The organism is Kaistia algarum, from assembly GCF_026343945.1.
GTDB lineage: Bacteria > Pseudomonadota > Alphaproteobacteria > Rhizobiales > Kaistiaceae > Kaistia > Kaistia algarum.
Genome location: NZ_JAPKNJ010000001.1, coordinates 629,112 through 650,954, shown reverse-complemented (window position 1 = coordinate 650,954; position 21,843 = coordinate 629,112). Strand labels below are relative to the sequence as shown.

At 62.6% G+C, this 21,843-nt stretch carries 17 protein-coding genes, 1 tRNA gene and 1 pseudogene; 9 read left to right on the top strand and 10 right to left on the bottom strand.

What is annotated here, in order from left to right:
• Window positions 1–304 precede the first annotated feature (304 nt).
• From OSH05_RS03345 to OSH05_RS03330, 4 genes are all read left to right on the top strand, one after another.
• Window positions 305–1,513: a glycosyltransferase gene (locus tag OSH05_RS03345; RefSeq protein WP_104217581.1), complete on the top strand. Its 1,209-nt coding sequence runs from the start codon at window positions 305–307 to the stop codon at window positions 1,511–1,513.
• A complete protein-coding gene (locus OSH05_RS03340; protein ID WP_104217582.1) occupies window positions 1,506–1,775 on the top strand; it encodes a PqqD family protein in 270 nt (89 codons plus the stop codon). The genes OSH05_RS03345 and OSH05_RS03340 overlap by 8 nt, the downstream gene beginning before the upstream one ends.
• Before the next feature lie 486 nt (window positions 1,776–2,261).
• The gene (locus OSH05_RS03335; RefSeq protein ID WP_104217583.1) at window positions 2,262–3,380 is read left to right on the top strand and encodes a glycosyltransferase family 2 protein; all 1,119 of its coding nucleotides are present in this window, start codon (window positions 2,262–2,264) and stop codon (window positions 3,378–3,380) included.
• A 3-nt stretch (window positions 3,381–3,383) separates the two neighbouring features.
• Window positions 3,384–4,316, top strand: coding sequence for an ATP-grasp domain-containing protein (locus OSH05_RS03330; RefSeq protein WP_104217584.1), 933 nt, complete (start codon window positions 3,384–3,386; stop codon window positions 4,314–4,316).
• A gap of 7 nt (window positions 4,317–4,323) precedes the next feature.
• Here the strand turns inward: OSH05_RS03330 and OSH05_RS03325 are convergent, their stop codons facing one another.
• A complete protein-coding gene (locus OSH05_RS03325) occupies window positions 4,324–7,305 on the bottom strand; it encodes a glycosyltransferase (RefSeq protein WP_104217585.1) in 2,982 nt (993 codons plus the stop codon).
• 378 nt (window positions 7,306–7,683) lie between these two features.
• Between OSH05_RS03325 and OSH05_RS03320 the strand changes: the two genes are divergently transcribed.
• Window positions 7,684–8,700 (top strand): class I SAM-dependent methyltransferase, encoded by a 1,017-nt coding sequence (locus OSH05_RS03320; protein ID WP_104217586.1) that lies wholly within the window; start codon window positions 7,684–7,686, stop codon window positions 8,698–8,700.
• 198 nt (window positions 8,701–8,898) lie between these two features.
• On the opposite strand, the pseudogene OSH05_RS03315 reads toward OSH05_RS03320, so the two are convergent.
• The 4 genes and pseudogenes from OSH05_RS03315 to OSH05_RS03300 all read right to left on the bottom strand — a co-directional run.
• Window positions 8,899–9,884: pseudogene (locus OSH05_RS03315) on the bottom strand (IS256 family transposase); the annotation flags it as partial.
• A 281-nt stretch (window positions 9,885–10,165) separates the two neighbouring features.
• Window positions 10,166–10,242 (bottom strand) — tRNA-His (locus OSH05_RS03310).
• A 285-nt stretch (window positions 10,243–10,527) separates the two neighbouring features.
• Entirely contained in the window at window positions 10,528–11,034 is a 507-nt protein-coding gene (locus tag OSH05_RS03305) for a phasin (RefSeq protein WP_104217587.1), read from the bottom strand.
• 386 nt (window positions 11,035–11,420) lie between these two features.
• Window positions 11,421–11,801 (bottom strand): phasin family protein, encoded by a 381-nt coding sequence (locus tag OSH05_RS03300; protein WP_104217588.1) that lies wholly within the window; start codon window positions 11,799–11,801, stop codon window positions 11,421–11,423.
• Window positions 11,802–12,028: 227 nt separating this feature from the next.
• On the opposite strand from OSH05_RS03300, the gene OSH05_RS03295 reads away from it, so the two are divergent.
• The 3 genes from OSH05_RS03295 to OSH05_RS03285 all read left to right on the top strand — a co-directional run bounded on the left by OSH05_RS03295 (window position 12,029) and on the right by OSH05_RS03285 (window position 16,521).
• On the top strand, window positions 12,029–14,974 hold the full coding sequence (locus tag OSH05_RS03295) for an ATP-binding protein (RefSeq protein ID WP_266352037.1): 2,946 nt from the start codon (window positions 12,029–12,031) through the stop codon (window positions 14,972–14,974).
• Window positions 14,975–15,080: 106 nt separating this feature from the next.
• Window positions 15,081–16,010 (top strand): glutaminase, encoded by a 930-nt coding sequence (locus OSH05_RS03290; protein ID WP_104217589.1) that lies wholly within the window; start codon window positions 15,081–15,083, stop codon window positions 16,008–16,010.
• Between the two features lie 133 nt (window positions 16,011–16,143).
• A complete protein-coding gene (locus tag OSH05_RS03285) occupies window positions 16,144–16,521 on the top strand; it encodes a DoxX family protein (protein WP_104217590.1) in 378 nt (125 codons plus the stop codon).
• A gap of 12 nt (window positions 16,522–16,533) precedes the next feature.
• Here the strand turns inward: OSH05_RS03285 and OSH05_RS03280 are convergent, their stop codons facing one another.
• Both OSH05_RS03280 and OSH05_RS03275 read right to left on the bottom strand, forming a co-directional pair.
• Window positions 16,534–17,166 (bottom strand): chloramphenicol phosphotransferase CPT family protein, encoded by a 633-nt coding sequence (locus OSH05_RS03280; RefSeq protein ID WP_104217591.1) that lies wholly within the window; start codon window positions 17,164–17,166, stop codon window positions 16,534–16,536.
• The gene (locus OSH05_RS03275) at window positions 17,163–18,044 is read right to left on the bottom strand and encodes a LysR substrate-binding domain-containing protein (RefSeq protein ID WP_104217592.1); all 882 of its coding nucleotides are present in this window, start codon (window positions 18,042–18,044) and stop codon (window positions 17,163–17,165) included. Before OSH05_RS03275 ends, OSH05_RS03280 begins: the two co-directional genes overlap by 4 nt.
• A 294-nt stretch (window positions 18,045–18,338) precedes the next feature.
• Here OSH05_RS03275 and OSH05_RS03270 point away from each other — a divergent pair, with 294 nt between their 5' ends.
• On the top strand, window positions 18,339–18,671 hold the full coding sequence (locus tag OSH05_RS03270; protein ID WP_165801466.1) for a DUF1127 domain-containing protein: 333 nt from the start codon (window positions 18,339–18,341) through the stop codon (window positions 18,669–18,671).
• 126 nt (window positions 18,672–18,797) lie between these two features.
• On the opposite strand, the gene OSH05_RS03265 is transcribed toward OSH05_RS03270, so the two are convergent.
• From OSH05_RS03265 to OSH05_RS03255, 3 genes are all read right to left on the bottom strand, one after another.
• Window positions 18,798–19,487: a DUF937 domain-containing protein gene (locus OSH05_RS03265; protein WP_104217594.1), complete on the bottom strand. Its 690-nt coding sequence runs from the start codon at window positions 19,485–19,487 to the stop codon at window positions 18,798–18,800.
• Between the two features lie 87 nt (window positions 19,488–19,574).
• Window positions 19,575–20,399, bottom strand: coding sequence for a universal stress protein (locus tag OSH05_RS03260; RefSeq protein WP_104217595.1), 825 nt, complete (start codon window positions 20,397–20,399; stop codon window positions 19,575–19,577).
• Between the two features lie 48 nt (window positions 20,400–20,447).
• Window positions 20,448–21,818, bottom strand: coding sequence for a glutamate--cysteine ligase (locus tag OSH05_RS03255; protein ID WP_104217596.1), 1,371 nt, complete (start codon window positions 21,816–21,818; stop codon window positions 20,448–20,450).
• Between the last annotated feature and the right edge of the window lie 25 nt (window positions 21,819–21,843).

Genomic DNA, 21,843 nt, shown 5'->3' with positions numbered 1-21,843 from the left:
CACCGCAACGGCCGGTGGTGGTGACCGTACAGGTGCCGACTGCCCGTTAGGCTCGATGACTGGATCTTGCGTCCATTGCCACCAAAGGAGCCATGGTTGTTGATCAGAAGCGTCGTTTGGCTGCGGACGTTGTGTTTAGGCCGCTCGCACGAGCGCGAGCCGAAGCAATCGATGTGGCCGATCGTCTCCGTCTCGTGCAGAACCGCTCCCCCCAGCATGCCAAGCGAGCAAAGTCCTGACTAAATCTCGGAAGGCCGTCATTATTTGCCCCATCGTCCCGTCGCGGTCGGGAAACGGCCTCGCGATGCGGGTAGGCATGTTCGCGGCCGCATTGTCCCGCTTTGCGCAGCTCGATGTAATCGTTGTACCTGTCGCCGGCGGTTCAACCGAGAGGACGCCTCTGCTTCAGGAGATTGGAGCAGGCCTCAACGTCATACCGATAGCGGACCGGAATGAAACGCCCTTCGTGTTGCTTTCACGGATCCACGACCAACAAACCCGCATTGCAGCCTTTCGCGACTATGGAAAGCCAAGTCTTGCCAGCTTCCTCTCTGGTCCGGTTATGCGGGATATTGCAGGGATATTGACCGTTTGCGCGCCTGATCTCGTTCATATCAGCCGCTCCTATCTCTCACCTTGCATCCATGCGCTGCCTCCGGAAACGACGGCGACAGTCGATCTGGATGAGGACGATCTATCGGCATATTCGTCGCACGCGCGGCTGGCTCGCGTTCATGGCGCTGGAGAGGATGCCGATTGGTTGCTTCAGGAAGGCTTAGCTTGCGTCAACCTGATTTCGCGCTATGGGCCTCGCTTTCAACGCGCTTTTGTAGCCAGCCGGCAGGAATTGCAGCAACTGCGAAGCCGCCACCCGGCCCTGGACCTGGAACTGGCCGAAAATGCGGTTGATGTCCTGCCCCCTGCCGCCGCTTGCGACGACGGGGCGACGATGACATTCGTTGGGTCGCTCTCTTATTCTCCGAATGTCGAAGGACTCCTCTGGTTCGCGAGGGAAATATTGCCGAAGATGCGGGCTCGATCCTCGAAGCCTTTCCGGCTTCTGATCGCCGGTGCGCGGCCGCCTGCTCCGGTGCTTGCACTCGGCCGCCACCCCCAGATCTCGGTGCTCGGCTATGTGACGAATTTGGCCGGACTCTATCAACGGTCGACGATAGCGATTGCGCCGCTAAGATCTGGCGGCGGAACACGGATCAAACTGCTCGAAGCGGCGGCCCATGGCGTCGCAACCGTCGCTACGCCGATCGCTGCAAATGGGCTTGACTGGAAAAATAATCGTCATGGCTGGCTTGGCGCTAGCAGCGATGGTTTTGCCGAGGCGTGCTGCGAGGCTCTGGACAATCCGGTAGAAAGAAGACGGCGCGCCTTAAGCGCATGGCGTTGGGTTCGTAAGCACCATGCGAGGGAGAATGTAATCGATCAGATTTCTCGGTCGCTGATGAGCATTCCAACGGGAACGGCAGACTTAATTCCTATGGAGTTCCGATATGACTGACGGCAAGCCTCGGATCTACCGCCGGGTCGGTGGCCTTGAATGCAGCGAGGTGCCGGATGGTTATGTGATCTACGATGATCGCCGAGCCCAGGTTCACTATCTCAACCTGACAGCTGCTGCCGTTTTGGAGTTGTGCGACGGTCGATGTGACGACGACGAAATCGCCGAGGTTTTGCAAAGGGCATTCGGTCTTGCGTCGGCGCCCGTGCAGGATGTTGGCCTGTGCCTCGACTCGTTGCTGTCGCAACATCTTATCGAGTAAAGATCCCTGCCGAATCACGCAAATAGAACTTGTGTAACGCAAACGAATTCGCTGGCGGCTACCGAAGCCATCTTCGACAAGTTTGCTGCGGTCTGCTGATAAGGCTTGCCCAAAGAATAGGCATATTGACAGGATTGCGCGATCGGAATATCTGAATAACGCTTGGTGGTGAGGTGCTTACCTTCTTCGCACACAGGATCGAGGGACTTTGATGGCGGTAAATTCTCTCAAGAGAAGGCGTGAGCTAGAGAGCAAAGTGTCGCTCGACACCCAGAACAAAGTGAATGCCCTCACGGCTAAGACCAGTTACGAGGCGCCACAGGTCATTTCCTACCCGCTCGGCGGCAAGAAGTCTTTCCGGCCGGCTTATATGGGAAATCAATAGAAGAGCAGGCTAGGCTGTTCGATGGTGTATCGAATGGTTCTTATTCGGAGGCTGGCCCTTATAGGTGCCGGAACGTCTGTTTTTTGCCCGCGACCAATCCGATGACGATCGCAGCGGCGATGATTGTCCGCGATGAGGCGGCGTTCTTGGTCGATTGTCTTGCCTCGTTGCGCGATCGCGTTGATGAGATCGTCATCGTCGATACGGGATCGTCTGATGCCACGGTGGACATTGCCGTCGGAGCGGGCGGATATCTTCTTCATTTTGACTGGCAGGGAGACTTTGCTGCAGCGCGCAACGTCGCGTTGGACGCGGTCTCCTGTGATTGGGTTCTCTATATCGACGCCGATGAGCGCCTGGGCTTGCCGGCTGGAGGCGCCCTGGAGGATTATATCGATCCGACAGCAGTCGCTGCCTATGTTCGGTTTCAACCAAGGCTAGGCTACACACGCTATCGAGAGCTCCGACTGTTTCGAAGCGACCCCCGCATCCGGTTCAGCGGGCGGATCCACGAGACTGTCGTTCCAGCGATCCGGGCGCTGGAAGCATTGGACGGGAGGACGGTTGCGAGGACGGCCGTCGAAATCAATCATCTCGGCTATGAAGGCGATCAGTCGCACAAGCATGCCCGCAATCTGGCGCTGTTGCAGGCCTCGGTCCGTGCAGACCCTGACCGCGCCTATTGCTGGTATCATCTGGCAGAGACGTTGGATGCTATTGGCCGGCGCGAAGAGGGAATCGCGGCGGCAAATGCCGGCATCGCCAGCACTGAAAGACTTGATTCCGAGCAGCAGCGCGGCGCAGCCAGCCTCATCCACCAATATCTGGCGCGCGTCATGCTCGAGCAGGGCAACGATGTCACGGACATGATCGCGCTTGCCTTGAAACGCTTCCCCGAAGACCATGCGCTGCGGTTTCTGCATGGGAGGATGCTTATTGAGAGCCGTCGCCCGATAGAGGCTCTGGAGATTGCGATAGCGTTGCGCGCAGTCGACCCTGACGCCCTTGGTGATGGCTTGCTAGCCTTCGATCGCGCCATTTTTGGCGAGAAGGCTTGCGAACTCGCCGCGCTTGCCTGTTTTCAACTGGGTGACCGACAGGGCGCCGCCGATCATTTCCTGATGGCATCCCGGTTGGCGCCGCACGATCCTAGCTATCGCATCCGGGCCATCGCTCTCGGCGACGACCGAGCCGCCCGCCCAGTATCATTCCGGGATTGAGCCGTGGAGCCGAGCCGAAATCTGGTTCTCGTCCATTCGAGAGAATGGCAGGACATAAACGACTTTGAGGTGATCAGAGCCTATGTCGAAGATATGGCAGCGGATATCGAAGTCTTCATTGTCGATAACGATGCAAGGTCCTCCTATACCCGCAAGAAGGCGGCAAGCCGACCCTCACTGATATTTTCGCCTATTCGACTGGCGAGCTTCACTCCGCTTCGCGGTAAGATCTACGCCGGACAATCCATGTCGAAGTTGACGGAAATGGGTCGTCTATCCGCCGCCGGTTTGCCCGTCCCCGCCTATCAGGTAATCGAACCGGGCGTCGACCTTTCGCCGGAGACCTATGGCAACTACGTGATCATCAAACCCGCTTTCGAGTTCGCGTCCTGGGGACAGGGCGTGGAATTGAGGCGGCGGGAGAATGTCCGATTTCAGTCACCGACGGACTATCCAACCGATCATCCCGGGCGACGCGGTCCAATGGTGGCGCAGAAGTTCATCGATTGCGGGCGCGCCATGACCTGCCGCGTGCTCACTCTTTTCGGCACGCCGATCTTCACTTATTGCCGGGAATCGACTCGGGATCTGGCGTTGGACGAGGCAACAGAGCCGTACCAGCAGGCGCAATTCATGCCGGCGCCTCCCGATTCGGTTGCCTATGTCACCCATGATCCGAACATTCTCGCGCTTGCTGCCGCCGCATACCGGGCCATGCCGGAAATCGCCCTGCAAGCCTGCGATATCCTGCGCGCCAAGACTGGCGAGCTCTACCTGCTGGAAATCAACCCCGGCGGCGGAACCTGGATGTTCTCAAGCCGCTCGGCACCAGGGTACAAAACGAGACTCGGCGTCGACGACTTGACCACTGAGTTTGATGCGTTCGAGACGTGCGCGCGCATGTTGATCGAGAAGACCCGTGCTGAGGCGGTCTGACGCGACATCAATCGGCAGGAACCAGCACCGCTCTCAGCGTCTCCCGATAGCGCGCGCGATGATGCTCGGACGAAATGCGGTTCGCGGCTCCCTGCCGCAAACGCTGCCACAAGCTCTTTGATCGGTACAATTCGATGATCTGGCGCGCAAACATGGCCGGATCGGTCGTGTCGGCGGCCAGTAGTTCCTTGCCGTTTCGCCAGCCTGTCTGTTTCATCAAGAGGGTGGAAGCCACCACCGGCAGGCCAAGGGACGCGGCCTCGTGGATTTTATACGGGAGGCCGGCTGCGATGCGGGTGGGCGCAACGAAGATCCTATGCTGGTCAAAATGAGGTTCGATGTCTGCAACCGAGCCGAGCAGGGTGATCCGCGCATCATCCTTGAAGCGCGCCAGGCTGGCATCGCCAGCGGTATGGCCGATTATGGTGAGATGCGCATCGGAGCCGATCTGCTGCTCCACCAAATCCAGCACATGGTCCACGAACCAGCATAGCGAATCGTAGTTCGGCGAGTTCTCACCATGCATGGCACCGACGAAGAGAAGGCCGTGCCGCTCGTCAAATTCGCGCCGGGTGAGCTGGACTTCGCGCATATGGCCGAGGACCGACACTGCGCCTAGCCCGATTCCGCGCAGCGTTTGTGCTTCGCGTTCGCTCACCGCGAGGATCGCATCGCAGAGGCCCGCGTTCTTGAACTCCGCCTGAAGGGCCGTCTTTAGATCGAAGGGCAGACCATCGTCGGCGAGCGTCGCCCTTTGCTGATGGCGGATTGCGGAAATTGACTCCGTGTCGAGAATGACCCGAACCTGTCGCGCGGATCGAAGCTTGGACAGGGCGCTCTTCAGGTGCTCGAGATTATGGGTTCGGCCCACCCAGAGGATGTCGTAGTAGTCGCTCCGCGCAGCGAGGAATTCATTCAGATTTCCGGCAGCCTGGTTGTGCATCACCTCGACCGTATCGGGGAAATCGGCATACATCGCGACGATCTCGAAATCAGGGCGATTGATGGGGAACACGGTAACGTCGAACCCCATCTCGGCCATGAGACCGACGATGTCGTTGGAGCGCACAAATCCCGATCCGGCGAACCGGACGGGGATATTGTCCTCGATGAACAGGATGCGCAGCGAACGTCGCGGAGAGCGCGCGCTGACGCTGCTGTGCAGTTCCTTCGCCGGCTGACCAAGCAGCCATGCACCGTGCTTGCGGACGAATACGGCATGGCTGCGCGCCATCTGCGCCCGCGCGGCCTCGGATGACGCCGAGCTTCCATATTCCAGATGTTGCACGCCGATGGCGGGGTCATAGACCACCCGAAAGCCGGCCTGACGGGCCCGCACGCAAAAGTCGGTCTCTTCGAAATAGGCTGGGGCATAGTCGACATCGAAGCCGCCCAGTTTCCTGGCTAGTTCTGTATGCACCATCAGGAAGACACCCGAACAGAAGTCTACATCGCGGGCAAAATTGGCTTCAGGTGCCAGCGGGGAAGCCTCCCTCTGGTAGCCCGTTGTGTAGCCGTCTCGCCAGATGATGTTGCCCGCTTCCTGCAGCAATCCGTGCGTCCGAACGACCTTGCCGCCGACGGCACCAATATCCGGGGCGGAGTGGATGCGTCGAAGCGCCTGCTCGATCGCACCGGGCGCCAGAAGAACATCATTGTTGAGATAAAGGACCGCGTCCGCCTCGACCTCGGTCAAGGCCGCGTTGCAGGCGAGTACGAAGTTCACGTTTGTCTTGAACCGAATTATCCTCGCTCCCTGGATAAATCGGTCGATATGGGCGGTGTGATCCGCGGAGCCTGAATCAACCACAATTACCTGTAGGGCGCCGGGATAATTGCTTCTGAGGGACGACAATGTGGCCAGCGTCAGTGAGAACTGATTATGCAGTACGATGATGACGCTGAGTATCGGTTTGCCTGAATAGGAAAAGTCGATGGACTGATGACTATACAGCAGGGATGCGTTCGCAGCCTGCAAGCGGAATAGAAGCTTGGCTTCGTCTTCGGCTGGCAAAGACGAGCGGCCATTCGACGAGCGCGCTGTCAGATCGTGGATAGTCCCCATCGTCAGGAAGTGAACGAACACATTCGGAGCCCGATTTTGCTCCAGATCGACCAGTACGGACGGGTGGTTATGAAGATAGCGCCGCAGGTCGATCTGAGGATGGAAGCGCCGCATCTCGGCGATGCCGAATTGGATGAAGTGTTCATATCCGGAACGCAGCTTCCCCGAATTGATCGAGCCAGCGATGTCGAGATTATGCTGGGCATAGTAGGCCTCGGAGAAGACCGGCAGCGGATCGAAGGCCTGAGGCGTGGAGTTGGACAAGAAGTGATCCAGCGCGCTCCGCCAAATTCCGCGCGACACCTCGCCCGCAACGGCTGGATATCGCCTCAAATACCAAACAGGATCGAAATAAGGGCTGACTTGCATCTCGGGCAAGCTGATACGAAACCGCCGCAGAAAATGTCGGAGGGCGCCCTCGGTTGCGGCCTTCTTGGTTTCGTAGATATCGAGTTCCGATAGGTAGAATCCCGGACTGAAGAACGGGCTCGGGCTACGCCCTTCTTCGTCACCTCTTCGAAGAAAATGGTCGTAGTGGTTGATGAACCCCGCGCTCTGGAGCCCCTCCGACGTCAGATTCCGGTATTCCGCCCGATAGAATTTGGCATCGAAGAACCAATGCGGCTGTCGGGCTTCCTGGGCGTTCTTGGTGTAGTGCTCGAATGCCGACCGAAACTTGCCGGATTTGATGGCACGGGCGACGTCGGGATAAGTGCGGAGGTACCACGACTCATCAAAGAACGGGTTCGGCGAATGCCCGATTGTCCTGCCACGCTCTAGATAATACCGAAGCGTTTCCGCGTCGGTCTTAAGTGTTTTGTCGATCGTTCTGCTATAGGTTTCTCGATACCAGCGAGCGTCAAACTCGGTCCAGGACGCTGCGCCGGCGACTGACATCACCGGCCATTGTTCGATTGAGTGCATTCGCCTCTACCCGACAGCATGTCCCATCTAAACAGAATCTTTGCCTTGCTGATTAAGTCGCTGTCAATTGCGTTGAGGTCGCCGCTCTCAGGCTGAGCGGGCTTCATGTGATCGCGATCACACTATTGTCTGTCCAGCATGCCCATCGCAGGCAGCCCTGTCCGGCATTATCGGATGATTAAACTGTCGGGACGTCGACGGTCCTTATGGACCGAACATATGCTGTCTCGCCGCTCGACCGCGTCTCGCAACGGGCTGCATCGACCATATCGGACGCGGACAAGGGATTCGAACTTTCTATAGCCTGTCTCAAACGGGTAGGTTGCTGGGCAGATCCTTGCGCCGGTTCAGCCGGGCGACTTTTCGAACGAGGCGGGCATGCCGACCACTGCAGAGGAAGAAGCGCAGCGATTCGTGTCGGCGCTCTATCGGATTGTTCTGCACCGCGAGCCCGACCCCGCCGGCTTGACATACTACGCCGATCAGCTCGGATCCGGACGGTCGCCCGCCGCGATCACGGAAGAATTCATGAATAGCGAAGAAGCCGGATCTGGGAACGCGGTGAAGCTATTCGTCCGGCCTGGACATTTCTATTCGCCGATCGTCGATCCCATGGAAGCAAGCCGGCATCTTGCGAGAATGGCCACAGATGGCGTGCCGAGCACATTGCCGGGTATCGGGCTCGACCCCGAATCGATGATCAATACGTGGCACTCGCTGTTGCCGTTCATGACGAGCAATCCATTTCCGGAGATGAAGGGATCGAAATACCGGTATGCCTTCGAAAACTCGGCCTATTCATGGGGGGATGGCAGCGTTCTTCACGCGATGATCCGTCATCATCGCCCCCGGCGGATCATCGAGATCGGCTCAGGCTGGTCTTCCGCTTGCGCCGCCGACACGGTGGAACACTATCTTGGCGGGGCCTGCTCGCTCACCTTTATAGAGCCCTATGCGGCGCTCGTGCGGGACCTGATCGGCGACTACCCTGGACAGGTCCGGTTTATCGAAGAGCCGGTCCAGGAAGTACAGGTCGACGTTTTCAAGGAATTGGAAGCCGGCGATATACTTTTTATCGATTCCACTCATGTTCTTCGTACCGGCAGCGACGTTTGCTATGAGCTCTTCGAGATATTTCCAATCATTCGTCCGGGAGTATTGGTGCACATCCATGATATGTTTTGGCCGTTCGAATATCCCCGGGCTTGGGCGGTCGACGAAAACAGATCCTGGAACGAGGCTTACGCCGTGCGAGCCTTTCTGACGGAGAACGCAAGCTGGCGCATTGCGTGGTTCAGCGACTATCTGGTCCATTTCGAGCGTCCGATGATCGAAGCGACATATCCTCGGTTCCTGCGCAATCCGGGAGGGGCCCTCTGGCTCGAGCGCTGCTGAGGCCAGCGTCCGTATGGGTCGCCTGGCTCGCGGAAGAGACGCTCAGAAGTCGCGACGGTCGGCCGACATTGTCTTTGGCGCGGCGGTAGTTGCGACCGTGATCTGAGCCCGAAAGCTGGACCGTTTAAAGCTGGAGTTTTCCGCGCCAGAGTCCCTTGGCTGGGAGGAGCGGAAGACGATGAAGGCATCGAAGTTTTCGGACGCGCGCAGCTTGGCGCGATGCTGCGTCGGGAAGGTCGTGTAAGCGAGCACGTCGGTCTCGGCTGTGTCCATCAGGGCGGCGAGCTTGGGGATCGTCGGCCTGAGCTGGTCGGCGACCTTGCGCCATTGCTGGCTGGCGGCAGCGGCGTCGTCCTGGGCGAAGGCGGTGGCGATGAAGGCCGAGACCACCCGACGTCCGGAACGACCCGCATGAGCCAGGGCATTGCGCATGAAGTGAACCCGGCAGCGCTGCCAGGTCGCGGTCAGCACCTTCGAGACGGCGGCCTTGATGCCTTCATGGCTGTTGGAGATGACGAGCTTGACGCCGCGCAGGCCACGCCGCGCGAGCTTGCGCAGGAACGCGGTCCAGAAGGTCTCGGCCTCGGAAGGGCCGATATCCATGCCCAGCACCTCGCGCCTTCCGTCGCTGTTGACGCCGACGGCGACGATGACCGCGACCGAGACGATCCGGCCGGCCTGGCGCACCTTCACATAGGTCGCATCGATCCAGAGGTAAGGCCAGTCGCCCTAGATCGGCCGGTCGAGGAAGGCCTGGACCCTCTCGTCGATCTCTTCGCAGAGCCGTGAGACCTGGCTCTTGGAGATGCCGCTCAGGCCCATCGCCTTGACCAGATCGTCGAGCGAGCGGGTCGAGATGCCCTGGATGTAGGCTTCCTGGATCACGGCGGTGAGCGCCTTCTCCGCCATCCGGCGCGGCTCGAGGAAGCCGGGGAAGTAGCTGCCCTTCCTCAGCTTGGCGATGCGCAACGCGAACGTGCCGGCGCGGGTCTCCCAGTCGCGCTCGCGATAGCCGTTGCGCTGGGCCAAGCGCTCCGGGCTCTTCTCGCCAAAACCGGCGCCGGTCAGGCCGCCGACCTCCAACTCCATCAGGCGCTGCGCGGCAAAGCCGATCATCTCGTGCAGAAGATCGGCGTCGGGGCTCTTCTCCAGCAGCCTGCGTAAATTATCATCTCGTCGGTCATCGGGGACCTCTCGGTTCAGGGTTGGCGTCGCAACCCAAACCTAACCGGCAATCGCCGATGACCACCCTCAGCTACTCCACGCGATGGGACGCGACCGCTGCACGCAAGGATGCTCTGCATTCGTCCTCGACATGTAGCGTTTCATGTCGCATGGCGCCGCCGCGCCATCGCGGAAACCGTTGGAACTCTGCGGTTTCTGTTTGCAACACGGATGCGGCATGGAAAGGCCCGGCGCTGCCGGGCTTCCATAATCAAGTTATTGATTTTTTGTGACTTTGCTTTGGTACAGCTGGGTGGTCTCGAACCACCGACCTCCGGAGCCACAATCCGACGCTCTAACCAACTGAGCTACAGCTGCCTATTCAAAGCGAGCGGAACCTAGAAGCAATGGACGCGCGATTCAAGCGCGAATTCGGCGATTGGGGCCGAGGCCGTTGGTCGGTCTCGAAAATGCCGCCGTCGCCCACAGGAATGTGCTTTGTTCCGTAGCCGGCGTCGACGCGCAAGGTAGCGGCCGATGTCTTCCATAGGGCGCGGACCTCCATGCGGCGACCGGCGCGGGGAAGTGCCCAAAATAAAAGCGGCCCGGAAAATCCGGGCCGCCTGATCTCCAACGGCGAGCGGCAGGGCCGCGACGTCCATCTTAGTTGATCTTGGCGCTCTTGACGGCCTTGTCATAGCTCGCCTTCAGGGGGCGGGACGCCTCGGTCGCAAACTTCTGCGAGAGCTCCTGGAAGTCCTTGAACTGGGCGGCGAGCACTTCAGCCTGCTTCTTGGCGAAGCTCGTCTGCAGCTCAAGCGCCTCGGCGAAGGTCTTCACCGTCAGGATGTCCCTGAAATAAGCGAAGGTCGCGTCGGTATTGGTCTTGGCGGCGTCGAGCGACTTGTGGCTGAATTCCAGCGCGCCCGAGCGAGCGGTCTCGACGCTGTCCTCGAAGGCCTCGGTGGCCTCTTCGGCCGCCGTCTTGATCTTGGCGTAGGCCTCCTTGCTTCCCGACAGCGCCTTCTCGGCGAAGTCGCGGAAGGCGGCCGGCACTTCGTTCGACGGCACGGAGAAGCTGAATGCCTCGAAGGGCGATTCGAACGCCTTCGTGACCTTGGCAGCAGTAGCCTTCACGGCCTTGGCGGGGGTGGCAGGCGTATCGGACATCGGAGCGCTCCTTGGCTGTTCGGAGCCATTTCTTGGATTGCCGCCTCCCGGCAACCCGACGCTCCGATCGATGACGTCTATATAGCGCAGGCCATGGTGCATTGCAACAAAATGTTGCGACGCACAAAAATAGAAGGATTTCAAAGAGCTAGGTTGTTCGAAGCGCTTTGGATCAAATTCAGGGCGCGGACATAATTTGCCGGCGCGATGCAAAACGCAGCGCCGTGCTGAACACGAAGGCAAAGCGGGCCGCTATTCCTGGCAGGGCAAACGTTCAGCCGGCGACCACGCGCACCACGAGCCGTCGTCAGATCGGCTGGCGCCGACGAGCGCCGGTACACCGGCTCCTGCTCCAGATATGGCTTGGAATTTGGCTCGGCCGCGATTCAGCTCTTGGCCTTGCTGGCGGCGTCGCTGGCGACGCGGCCGACCATGTCGGAGAAAGTCTTGGAGTGGCTGCGCACCGCTTCGGTCTGCTTGGCCAGGAATTCCTTCTGCAGTTCGCCAAGTTCCTCGAGGGTCTTGGCGCGAACCATCTTCTGCGCGAGTTCGAAGGTCGCGGCGACATTCTCCTCGACGAATCCGATGGCCTGGCGGTTCAGGTCCTGCGTGCCGCTCTGCAGCGATTTCGTGGACGTCTCGGCCTTGTCGATCGCCTTCACGGTCGCCGTCATGAAGTCGTCGAAGGCCTTCCTGGCCTGGTCGACGCTCTTGTCGGCGAAAGCGCGCATGGGCTCGGGAATCTCGAACGCGGTCTTGTCGGCCATTTCGTCCTCCTCGCTGTCGAGTGGCGATCATATAGCGGTGCGTCGACAACCGGAAGACGGCCGCGCCGGGTTAACCAAGCACTGCGGAAGACGGGCGTAAGAGAAGGACGCGCGTGGACCGCGGTTCGCGTTGGCTTTATTAGGATATCATTAAGGAATTGGGCTGGTTCATGCCGACGGGTGTTTCTGTCGGCCGTCCGGGTGTCCTTGCGGAGAAGTGAGACCGAATGAGCGGTCGCAACCACGCCTTTCTCGATCTGGCCGCCCTGCCGGCGGTCGGCCCGGCGCTGCTCTCCGAGGCGCCGGCATTGCTCTATGCTGCCGACGGCCGGCGCGTGCTGTTTGCCAATGCGGCCGGCGCGGCCTTCTCCGGCGAGACTTCGATCGGGGCGCTTCTGGAGCGGCGTCTTTCCGCAGCGCTGCCAGCAACCGACGCAATCGCCCGTTTTGCCCGCTCCGTCCCGATCGGCGCCGCGCGGCTGGAGCGCATCCGTTTTTCGCGCAGCGGCGGTCTCGTAAATATCGCCGCCCATTGCACCCATCTGGCCTTGCCGGGCGGCGACACCGCCGTTCTGGTCTCGCTCGCCGCCCAATCCGGCGCGCCGCCGGTCGCCGAGCGCGCCCGCCGCCTGGCCGAGGCGCTCGCCGCGGAGGAGTGTCTGGTCGGCATTGCCGACGCGGAAGGCCAGCCGCTGACGATCATCGGCGAATTCGAGCAGATGGCCGCCGGCGAAGCGGCGATCGAGCAACTCGTCGGCGCGATGCGCAAATCGGGCGACCGCCTGGTCAAGCGCGTGGTGCGCGTCGATGCGATGCGTCGGCCCGCCGGCATGGTCCGCTTCGAGAGCGATGGCATCCCCTATTATCTGATGGTGCTCGGCCCGGGGGAGCGCATCGAGATCGAGCCTGTCGCGCCGGTTGGGGTGGAGAGGCCGTCTTTTCCAGACGTCCCGGCTGAGCCGGCCGGCGCCGTGGCGCTCGCGACACCGAAGGATACGAAGCCCGCCGAGGCGTCGCCCAACGAAACGGTCCAGCCGTCCTCGCTGACAAGCGAAGACGAAGCTGTCGGCGCATCGTCGTCCTCCGATCTCACGACCGCGCAACCCGCTCTCGATGAATCCGCCGCCGTGCCGGAATGGACAGAGCCTGTAGCGGCGATCCGGGAAGACGAAGTAGCCGATGAACCCGTGGATGGCCCGGAGCCCGTCGACGGATCCGCCGAACCGGAACCATCGTCCCCCGCCGAAGTTCCGGCTCAGAGTGAGCCCGCCTTCCGCTTTGTGCAGCCTGGCGGCCCGATCCGGTTCGTGTTTCAGATGGATGCCGAGACCCGCTTCACCTTCGTCTCGCCCGATCTCGCCGCCGTGGTCGGGCCGCAGGCGTCCGACATGGTCGGCGTGAAATGGATGGATGTCGCTGCTGCGCGCGGCCTCGATAGTGCCGCGCTCGCCGCCGTGCTGGCGCGCCGCGACACGTGGAGCGGCGTCACGCTGGAGTGGCCGGTCGATGGGTCGGACGCGCGCGTCGCGGTCGATCTTGCCGCGCTGCCGGCCTTCTCGCGTGAACGCCGTTTCGAGGGCTATCGCGGTTTTGGCGTCATCCGCCCGCTGGAGTCCCGCCGCGACAAGCCGGTGATCGCCGAAAACGGCGAGCCGCCGGCCAGTAATGTCGTGCGTCTGCCGCGCGCGGCGACGACCTCTGGCGATACGGAACGCCTGTCGCCGCCGGAACAGGACGCCTTCCGCCGTATCGCCGCCGCTCTGGGCGTCGAGGAAGCGACCCGGCGCTCCGAGAAGCCAGCGCCCGTCGCCGGGGATGTCGACGGCGCCAAAGAGGCAGAGATCACCGAGCCGGCGATCGTGGCGGAGCCCGAGAGGGCCGAGGCCCGGTCTGTCGTGTCGGAGGCTTCTCCCCCGGATCGCGCGGAGCTGGATGTCCCCGCATCGGCGACCGCGGCGGCCGTTCCGGCATCGCCGGAGCCGGCGATCGACGAAACGCCGGCAGAAGCCGCGGCTTCGGACGTCGCGGATGACGGGCTCGATCTTCTGGGCGATGCCGAGCAGCGCATTCTCGAGCTCGAGGCCATGCTCGATACGGCGACCGATGGTATCCTCGTCGTCGACGAGGAGGGCCTGATCGAGCGCCTCAACCGCAGCGCCGAGGCCCTGTTCGGCATCGAGGCGGCGTCCGTCGCCGGCCGGCCCTTCACGGAGCTTCTGGCCGAGGAGAGCCGCAAATCGGCGCTCGACTATCTCGACGGCCTCGCGCGGAACGGCGTCGCCAGCGTGCTGAATGACGGGCGCGAGGTGATCGGCCGCGTGCCGCAGGGCGGACTGATCCCGCTGTTCATGACCATGGGCCGCCTGCCGGCGACGGCGCGGTTCTGCGCCGTGCTGCGCGACATCACGCAGTGGAAGAACGCGGAAGAGGAACTGATCAATGCCAAGCGCGCCGCCGAGAGCGCGTCGATGCAGAAATCCGATTTCCTCGCCAAGGTCAGCCACGAGATCCGCACGCCGCTCAACGCCATCATCGGCTTCTCGGAAGTCATGATGGAGGAGCGGTTCGGCCCGATCGGCACCGAACGCTACAAGGAATATCTGCGCGACATCAACGTCTCCGGCGCGCATCTGATGAGCCTGCTCAACGACCTGCTCGATCTTTCCAAAATCGAGGCCGGCAAGCTCGACCTCTCTTTCCAGGCCGTGGCGCTCAACGAGATCGTCATGGAATGCGTCGCCGTCATGCAGCCGCAGGCGAACCGCGAGCGCATCATTATCCGCACCTCGCTGTCGAGCGAGGTGCCGAACATCGTCGCTGATGCCCGCTCGATCCGGCAGATCGTGCTGAACCTCGTCTCGAATGCCATCAAGTTCACGCTGGCCGGCGGGCAGGTCATCGTCTCGACGGTGATGGAGCCGCATGGCGAGGTGACGCTGCGCATCCGCGATACTGGTGTCGGCATGTCGGCCAGCGACATCGAGACCGCGCTGAAGCCGTTCCGCCAGCTCTCGACCTCGCGGGCGCGCCGCTCCGATGGCACCGGTCTCGGCCTGCCGCTGACCAAGGCGCTGGTCGAAGCCAATCGTGCCGCCTTCGCCATGGATTCGACCGTCGGCCAGGGCACGCTGGTGCGCGTCACCTTCCCGGCAACCCGCGTGCTCGCGCAATAGGGCAGGTTGCCATTTCCTGAATCGATGAATGGCTCTATCCGTGAGGTGGGCCGCGTTCCCCAACGCGGAGCTTTGTCCATTTCGCGCGGAAGAACGCCCGTACCCTATGCCCGAACTCCAGACCGTCCTTGACGAGATTGCCGGGCGCATGGCCGCCGCCAGCGATCGGGGCGCCGTTGCCCGCTATATCCCCGAGCTCGCCAAGGTCGATCCCCAGCGCTTCGGCATCGCCGTCCTGACGCCGGACGGCGTCGTCCACAGCGCCGGCGATGCCGATGAACCCTTCTCGATCCAGAGTGTCTCCAAGGTGTTCACGCTGACGCTGGCGCTCGGCCAGATCGGCGATACGCTCTGGAATCGTGTCGGGCGCGAGCCCTCGGGCAATCCGTTCAACTCGATCGTCCAGCTCGAATATGAGCACGGCATTCCGCGCAACCCGCTGATCAATGCCGGCGCGCTGGTCGTCACCGACGTGATCCTCTCCGGCTACAAACCGCGCGAGGCGATTGGCCTCATCCTTTCCTTCATGCGCGGTCTCGCCGACGACGACAGCGTCTATATCGACCATGCCGTAGCGCGCTCGGAAGACGAGACCGGATTCGGCAACCGGGCGCTTGCCAATTACATGAAGGCGTTCGGCAATATCCGCCATCCGGTCGAGATGACGACCGGCGTCTATTTCCATCAATGCGCCATCGCCATGAGCTGTCGCCAGCTCGCCGTCGCCGGCAGCTTTCTCTCCGGAGAGGGCCGCCATCCGCTGACGGGAAACCGGATCGTCTCGCCCGAGCGCGCGCGCCGCATCAATGCGGTGATGCTGACCTGCGGCCATTATGACGGCTCGGGCGAATTCGCCTTCAAGGTTGGCATTCCGGGCAAGAGCGGCGTCGGCGGCGGCATCCTCGCCGTCGTGCCCGGCAAGGCTTCGATCGCGGTGTGGTCGCCGGGCCTCAACAAGGTCGGCAATTCGCTGCTGGGTTCGCTGGCGCTGGAGCGCCTCGCCAAGGCGATGGACTGGTCGATCTTCGCGCCCTGACGCGGCTGTTTTGCGGAGTATAATCGGGCTGGCGGGACGAATTGCGACGGCGGCGTGACCTGGATCAATTCATCCTTGCCCGGAATCCCTGAACTGGTCGTGTCGGGAGTCGGGCCGCAACTCGTGAGGGCATATGAACGGAGTCGTGGAGATCTGGCTGCTGATCGTCGGCCGTATCCTGATGGGTGGCTTGTTCGTCACCGCAGGATTGCAGCACTTCTTCGATTTCGATCTGCTCACGCGGCAGCTCGCCGAACGTCGCGTTCCCCTGCCGCAACTGATCCTCGTCATCGGTACCGGCTTTCAGATTGTCGCCGGCCTCGGCCTAATGTTCGGCTTCTACGTCCTGGCCTCCTCGCTCGGCCTCGTCGCCTTCACGCTCGTCGCGTCGATCCTGATGCTGAATTTCTGGGATCTCAAGGGCGAACCCCGCAAGACGGCGCGCCAGATCTGGCAGACCAACATCGCCATCATGGGTGGATTGCTGATTTCCGCGGCCTACGCGACGTAACAGCGCGCTTCCTCACCCGCACCGTGCGGCGATCCGCTCCAAGGCGGATGGCTTCCTCAAGCCCGCGTCGAACCCAGCGAGAATGGCGGCGGCGCATTCCTCGGGGGAGGCGACCGATGTGTCGATCTCCAGATCGTAGACCCCGGGCTCGTGGACGGCCTCCTGCCAGCGTCGCACCGGCGGCGGCACTTCATCGCCCGTCCCCGGCGACACATAGTTCCGGCCCGAGACGTCAGACCTTCTCCGCTGCATGATGATGTCCAGCGGGCAGCGGACGCCGACGAGCAGCGCCGGCAGGCCGGCGAGCCTATGCGCCGCGTCGACCTGCATTCCGAGCGGCTGCGCATAGGCGTCGTGATGGCCGACATCGGCGACGACGTCGAGACCGAGCCGGCTATGGGCGGCAATCGATTCGTAGAGCGCAGCAAAGAGCGACGGCAGCAGCGGTTCCAGGTCGGGCCGTTCCCCGCCCGGCCGCAGCCCGATCCCCGGCAGCAGTCGCGGCGGCAGCATCCGCTCCATATGCATGTCGACGCCGAGATTGATCCAGATGCCGCTCGGATCGGCCTGCAGCGCGGCGACGATCGAGGATTTACCGGATCGAGGGGCGCCGTTCAGGACGACGATTCGCCCAGGCGAGGTCACTCCGCCGCCGCCCGCATCGACAGATTGTCGAGCGAGGAGACGATGTGCTCGGCCAGCGCGTCCATGATCGGGGTCGAGGGGCGGTTCGGCGCGCGCATCAACCCGATCTCGCAGGGCGCGAGGCGCGGAAAGCCTTCCGCCTCGCCGAGAACGCGCATGCCCGGCCGCAGCGCCGATTCCGGCTGCACCGATATGGCGAGGCCGGCGAGGACGGCGGCGGCGAGAGCCGTCGAGTTATTGCTCGCATAGAGCAGGCGGTAGCGGCGGTTGGTGGTGCCGAGCGCCTCGATCGCTGTGCGTCGCCAGCAGCAAGTGTCGCGGCCGAGCGCCAGCGGCAGCGTCTCTTCTTCCTCAAGGCTGTGATGGTTGGAGACCACCCAGAGCAGCGGCTCCTGACGCACGACCTCGGCGGTCGGCGTCTCCTTGATATTGGTGATGATGCCAAGGTCAAGCTCGCCGGCGCGCAGCGCCTCGACCAGCTGGACTGTCGGTTCGCAGACCACCGTCACCTCGACGCGCGGGTTGGAGCGCGAAAACCGGGCGAGAATCTCGGGTAGGAAGCGGTCGGCATAATCGTCCGGGGTCCCAAGGCGGACACGACCGGATAGCTCTTCATCGTCGAAGGCGGCGACCGTTTCGTCGGAGAGACGCACCATGCGGCGCGCATAGCCGAGCAGCCTCTCGCCATGTTCCGTGAGCTTGGCGCTGCGGCCGTCGCGGCCGAAGATCGGCTTGCCGATCCGCTCCTCCAGCCGGCGCATCTGCATCGATACGGCCGACTGCGTCTTGTGCACGGTGTCAGCCGCGCGCGTGAAACTGCCGGAGTCGGCAATCGCCACAAAGGTGCGCAGCTGATCGAGATCGAGCAAATGGGCCATGTTCGAAACCTCACATTGGTCGTTCCGCCAGGCATTCCGCGCTTTTCTTCGCATGCCGGAAGATTTGCCAGCTCAAAGCGCAGGAAACGGGTGGTGGGACGGGGCAAAGACGGTCCAGTGTCGGGACCAGACGCTTTCGCCCATGCATCATCATTTCCGATGGCTGATATTAGAAACATTCGTTGGAATGATCAATCAGAATGGGCGAATGTTCGATTGTTCCCAAGTCGCGCATTCGAGCAACCCCTTCCGCATGATGGAAGGACCCCGACGCGCCTGCCGATGGAGGCTGCCATGACCACGTTCGAGACCTATTCCACCGAGACCCGCGCGCCGCGAGCCCGCACGATCCTTGCGATCGTTGCCGCTGCCGGCGCAGCCGTCGTGACGCGTATCCGCGCGTGGAAAAATCGTCGCGACGTGGCGCGCCTGCTTGAGTGGGACGCTCATATGCTCAGCGATATCGGCCTGACCCAAGGCGACGTCTATTGCGCCATGGCGGCTCGCGTCGATGAAGACCCGTCCGTGCAGCTTTCCATGTTCGCCATGGAGCGGCGCTTCGCCCATCAGGCCCAGGTTCGCGACCGGCTCTCCCGCGCCGCCGAGCTGCGCGCTCGCCACCGCTGACACCTTCCGGTGCCGGCCGCCGCCGGCATCGAGACCCCTGCAGCCGGAATTCCCCTGATCCCCTGGGGATTCCGCACTTGGCCCGCCGTCCCTACGGCGGGCCTTTTTGTTTGGCGAGGGCCCCGGTCAGCCCTGCTTCTTGCCGCCGCCGAACTGGTCGAAGATCCGTTCCATCGACTTCCAGTAATTATCCTGCATCGAGCGGCCGGCGTCGAACATGCGGTCGATGACTTCTTCCTGCGACATTGGTTCGTCCGGCTTCGGCTCGGGCGCCTTCTCCGGCTCCTTGCCGAGGAAGGCTTCCATCATCGTGACGAAGGGGAAATCGGCGGGCTTTGGCGCACTGGCCTTCGGCTGCGTCATCTCCTGCATGAACTTCGTGAACGGATTGCCAAAGCTCTCGGACTGACGCTGCAGGCCGCCCATCATCACATTGGCATAGACGGGCATCATGCGCCGGACGACGTCCTGCGCGATGCCGGTCGCCGCTTCCACCTGCAAGGCGACAGCGCGCGAGACCTCGGGCGAGCCGAACATAGCCTCGACGAGCTTGTTGCCGTCGGCCATGCCGGACGGCGTGACGGCCGAGAGCGGATTTTCGAAATAGGATTTGTACTGCCCGCCAGCGAGTTGCTGCCAGAAGGCTGTGACGCCGAACGGATCGGACGTGTTCTTCTTCAAGCCCAGCCAGAAGGCCGGCGTCATCGCTTCCAGCGCCTTGGCCTGCTGATCGGCCGGCAGCCCGAAATTACTGGAGGCGAGCGCCGCCATGGCGTTCCGCTGCGCATCCTGCATCATGTCGAAGAAGTTTGTCATCGCGCACTCCACCCTTGTTTCCCGATGATCGGGCGTGTGCGCGTCCACGTCAAATCGCCGCTCCGCCGAGCGGATCCGTCGATGGCCTCAATGGGCCATCACGACCGGAATGGTGAGGTTCTTCAGCATGCCGCGCGTGGCGCCGCCGAGGATCCATTCGAGCAGCCGGCTATGACCATAGGCGCCCATCACGACGAGGCCGGCGCCCGATTCGGTGGCATGGGCGCGCAGCGTCTTGGCGACGTCCTTGCCCGGGTTCGGGAGCGTCTTCACCGTCACTGCGATGCCGTGGCGCTTCAGATAGGCGGAGACTCGGTTTCCCGTCGGCAGCTCCTTGCCGTCGTCGACGATGACGACGTCAACGGTCGCCGCCGCCTGCAGCAGCGGCAGGGCCGAGCGCACGGCGCGCGAGGCGGTGATGGAGCCGTCCCAGGCGATGACGACATGGCGCGGATCGATCGTCGCGGCAGCCTTGCGCGGCAGCACCAGCAGCGGCGCGCCAGCATGGAACAACACCGCCTCGATCAGCGCCTCGCGCACGGGTTCGGGCCGGTCGGGGTCGTCCTCGCCGATGACGACGAGATCGGCGAGCCGGACCTCATGGATGATGTCGTCCATACCGCCGCCGGACATGACCTCGACGACATGCGATTCGAACGAGATGCCAGCCGCCTGCGCCTTCGCCGAAAAGTCGGCTTCGGCGACCTTGGCATCGGCAATGGCCTGGTTGCGGGCGCTGATCATGAAGTCGACGGGAACCGGCGTGACCGCATAGCCCGGAACGACGGGATCATAGGCCAGCGTGAGGCCGGTCAGATGTGCGCCGAGCTGGCTGGCAAGACCGATCGCCGCCGACGCCGCGCGCCGCTCGCCGGCAAGGTCGATGACGACGCTGATGTCCTTGATGTCCATGATAGCCCCTCTCTGGCCGCGCCGCGAATACCCGCGCGCGAGCCTCCCTCAATATGCGTATCGGCGGAAGACTTCGCCAATGTCGCGATTCCAACTCGTCTCGTATTCGCCAAGCAACCGCTCGGCCGGCGTCCGGCCGCTGGCGACGATTTCCCGCAGCGGCTCCAGATAGACGCTCTCATCATGGCCGTCGGCGTTCAGCCGAGCCCGCGCCACAAGGCCGGACCGTGCAATCTCGACCATCTGGCGGGCGATATCGCGCACCGTGCCACCGCGGAAAGGCGTCGCCAGCGCTGTCTTCGGCACGCCGTCGCGCAGCGCCTGCCGCTCCTCGGCCGTCCAGTCCTTGACGAGGTCCCAGGCGGCGTCGAGCGCGCTGCCATCATAGAGCAGGCCGACCCAGACCGCGGGCAGGGCGGTCAGTGTCCGCCACGGCCCGGCATCGGCGCCGCGCATCTCGATATATTTCTTGAGCCGCACATCGGGGAACAGCGTGGTCAGATGGTTGTTCCAGTCGGAAAGCGTCGCACGCTCGCCCGGCAGTCCCAGCAACCTGCCGGCGAGGAGGTCGCGGAACGACTGGCCAGCGACGTCGTGATACATGCCGCCGCGCTTGACGAAATACATCGGCACATCGAGCGCCCAGTCGACATAGGCCTCGAAGCCGAAGCCCTCGTCGAACACGAACGGAATGAGCCCGGAACGCTGGTTGTCCGTGTCGCGCCAGATCTCGGCGCGATTGTCCAGCAGGCCGTTGGCGCGATTGTCGAGGAAAGGCGAATTGGCGAACAGCGCGGTTGCGACCGGCTGCAGCGCCAGCGAGACGCGCATCTTCTTGACCATGTCCGCTTCGCTCGAGAAATCGAGGTTCACCTGCACGGTGCAGGTGCGGAACATCATGTCGAGCCCGCGCGTGCCGACCTTCGGCATGTAGCGCGACATGATCTCGTAGCGCGATTTCGGCATAACCGGGGTTTCGGCGAGCGACCAGATCGGCGAGGCGCCGAGGCCGAGAAAGCCGACGCCGAGCGGCTCGGCGCATTCGCGAACCTGCGCCAGATGCGCATGGATCTCGCGGCAGGTCTGGTGGATCGTCTCGAGCGGCGCGCCGGACAATTCGAACTGGCCGCCGGGCTCCAGCGAGATGGCACCCCCGCCGACCGGATCGACCAGGCCGATGATCAACCCGCGATCCTCGATCGGCTGCCAACCAAGCAGGCCTTCCATCAGTCGGAGAATACGCTCGATCCCGCGCGGGCCCTCATAGGGGACGGGCGAGAGATCGGCGATGTTGAAGCCAAACTTCTCGTGCTCGGTCCCGATCCGGAAGGCCGATTCGGGCTTCGAACCCGACGCGATCTCGGCAATGAGCTGATCGCGCGATTCGACGATCGAGGAATCGGAAGCGTCGCGGGCCATGAAAACTCCGGAAGGCAGAAACGGC

Bases quoted from the DNA above. Each gene is read 5' to 3' on its own strand.
- OSH05_RS03260 (WP_104217595.1), bottom strand. From the start codon at position 20,399: ATGGACATCAAGGACATCAGCGTCGTCATCGACCTTGCCGGCGAGCGG.
- OSH05_RS03290 (WP_104217589.1), top strand. From the start codon at position 15,081: ATGCCCGAACTCCAGACCGTCCTTGACGAGATTGCCGGGCGCATGGCC.
- OSH05_RS03300 (WP_104217588.1), bottom strand. From the start codon at position 11,801: ATGGCCGACAAGACCGCGTTCGAGATTCCCGAGCCCATGCGCGCTTTC.
- OSH05_RS03325 (WP_104217585.1), bottom strand. From the start codon at position 7,305: ATGCACTCAATCGAACAATGGCCGGTGATGTCAGTCGCCGGCGCAGCG.
- OSH05_RS03295 (WP_266352037.1), top strand. From the start codon at position 12,029: ATGAGCGGTCGCAACCACGCCTTTCTCGATCTGGCCGCCCTGCCGGCG.
- OSH05_RS03335 (WP_104217583.1), top strand. From the start codon at position 2,262: ATGACGATCGCAGCGGCGATGATTGTCCGCGATGAGGCGGCGTTCTTG.
- OSH05_RS03320 (WP_104217586.1), top strand. From the start codon at position 7,684: ATGCCGACCACTGCAGAGGAAGAAGCGCAGCGATTCGTGTCGGCGCTC.
- OSH05_RS03255 (WP_104217596.1), bottom strand. From the start codon at position 21,818: ATGGCCCGCGACGCTTCCGATTCCTCGATCGTCGAATCGCGCGATCAG.
- OSH05_RS03305 (WP_104217587.1), bottom strand. From the start codon at position 11,034: ATGTCCGATACGCCTGCCACCCCCGCCAAGGCCGTGAAGGCTACTGCT.
- OSH05_RS03285 (WP_104217590.1), top strand. From the start codon at position 16,144: ATGAACGGAGTCGTGGAGATCTGGCTGCTGATCGTCGGCCGTATCCTG.
- OSH05_RS03345 (WP_104217581.1), top strand. From the start codon at position 305: ATGCGGGTAGGCATGTTCGCGGCCGCATTGTCCCGCTTTGCGCAGCTC.
- OSH05_RS03265 (WP_104217594.1), bottom strand. From the start codon at position 19,487: ATGACAAACTTCTTCGACATGATGCAGGATGCGCAGCGGAACGCCATG.
- OSH05_RS03340 (WP_104217582.1), top strand. From the start codon at position 1,506: ATGACTGACGGCAAGCCTCGGATCTACCGCCGGGTCGGTGGCCTTGAA.
- OSH05_RS03270 (WP_165801466.1), top strand. From the start codon at position 18,339: ATGACCACGTTCGAGACCTATTCCACCGAGACCCGCGCGCCGCGAGCC.
- OSH05_RS03275 (WP_104217592.1), bottom strand. From the start codon at position 18,044: ATGGCCCATTTGCTCGATCTCGATCAGCTGCGCACCTTTGTGGCGATT.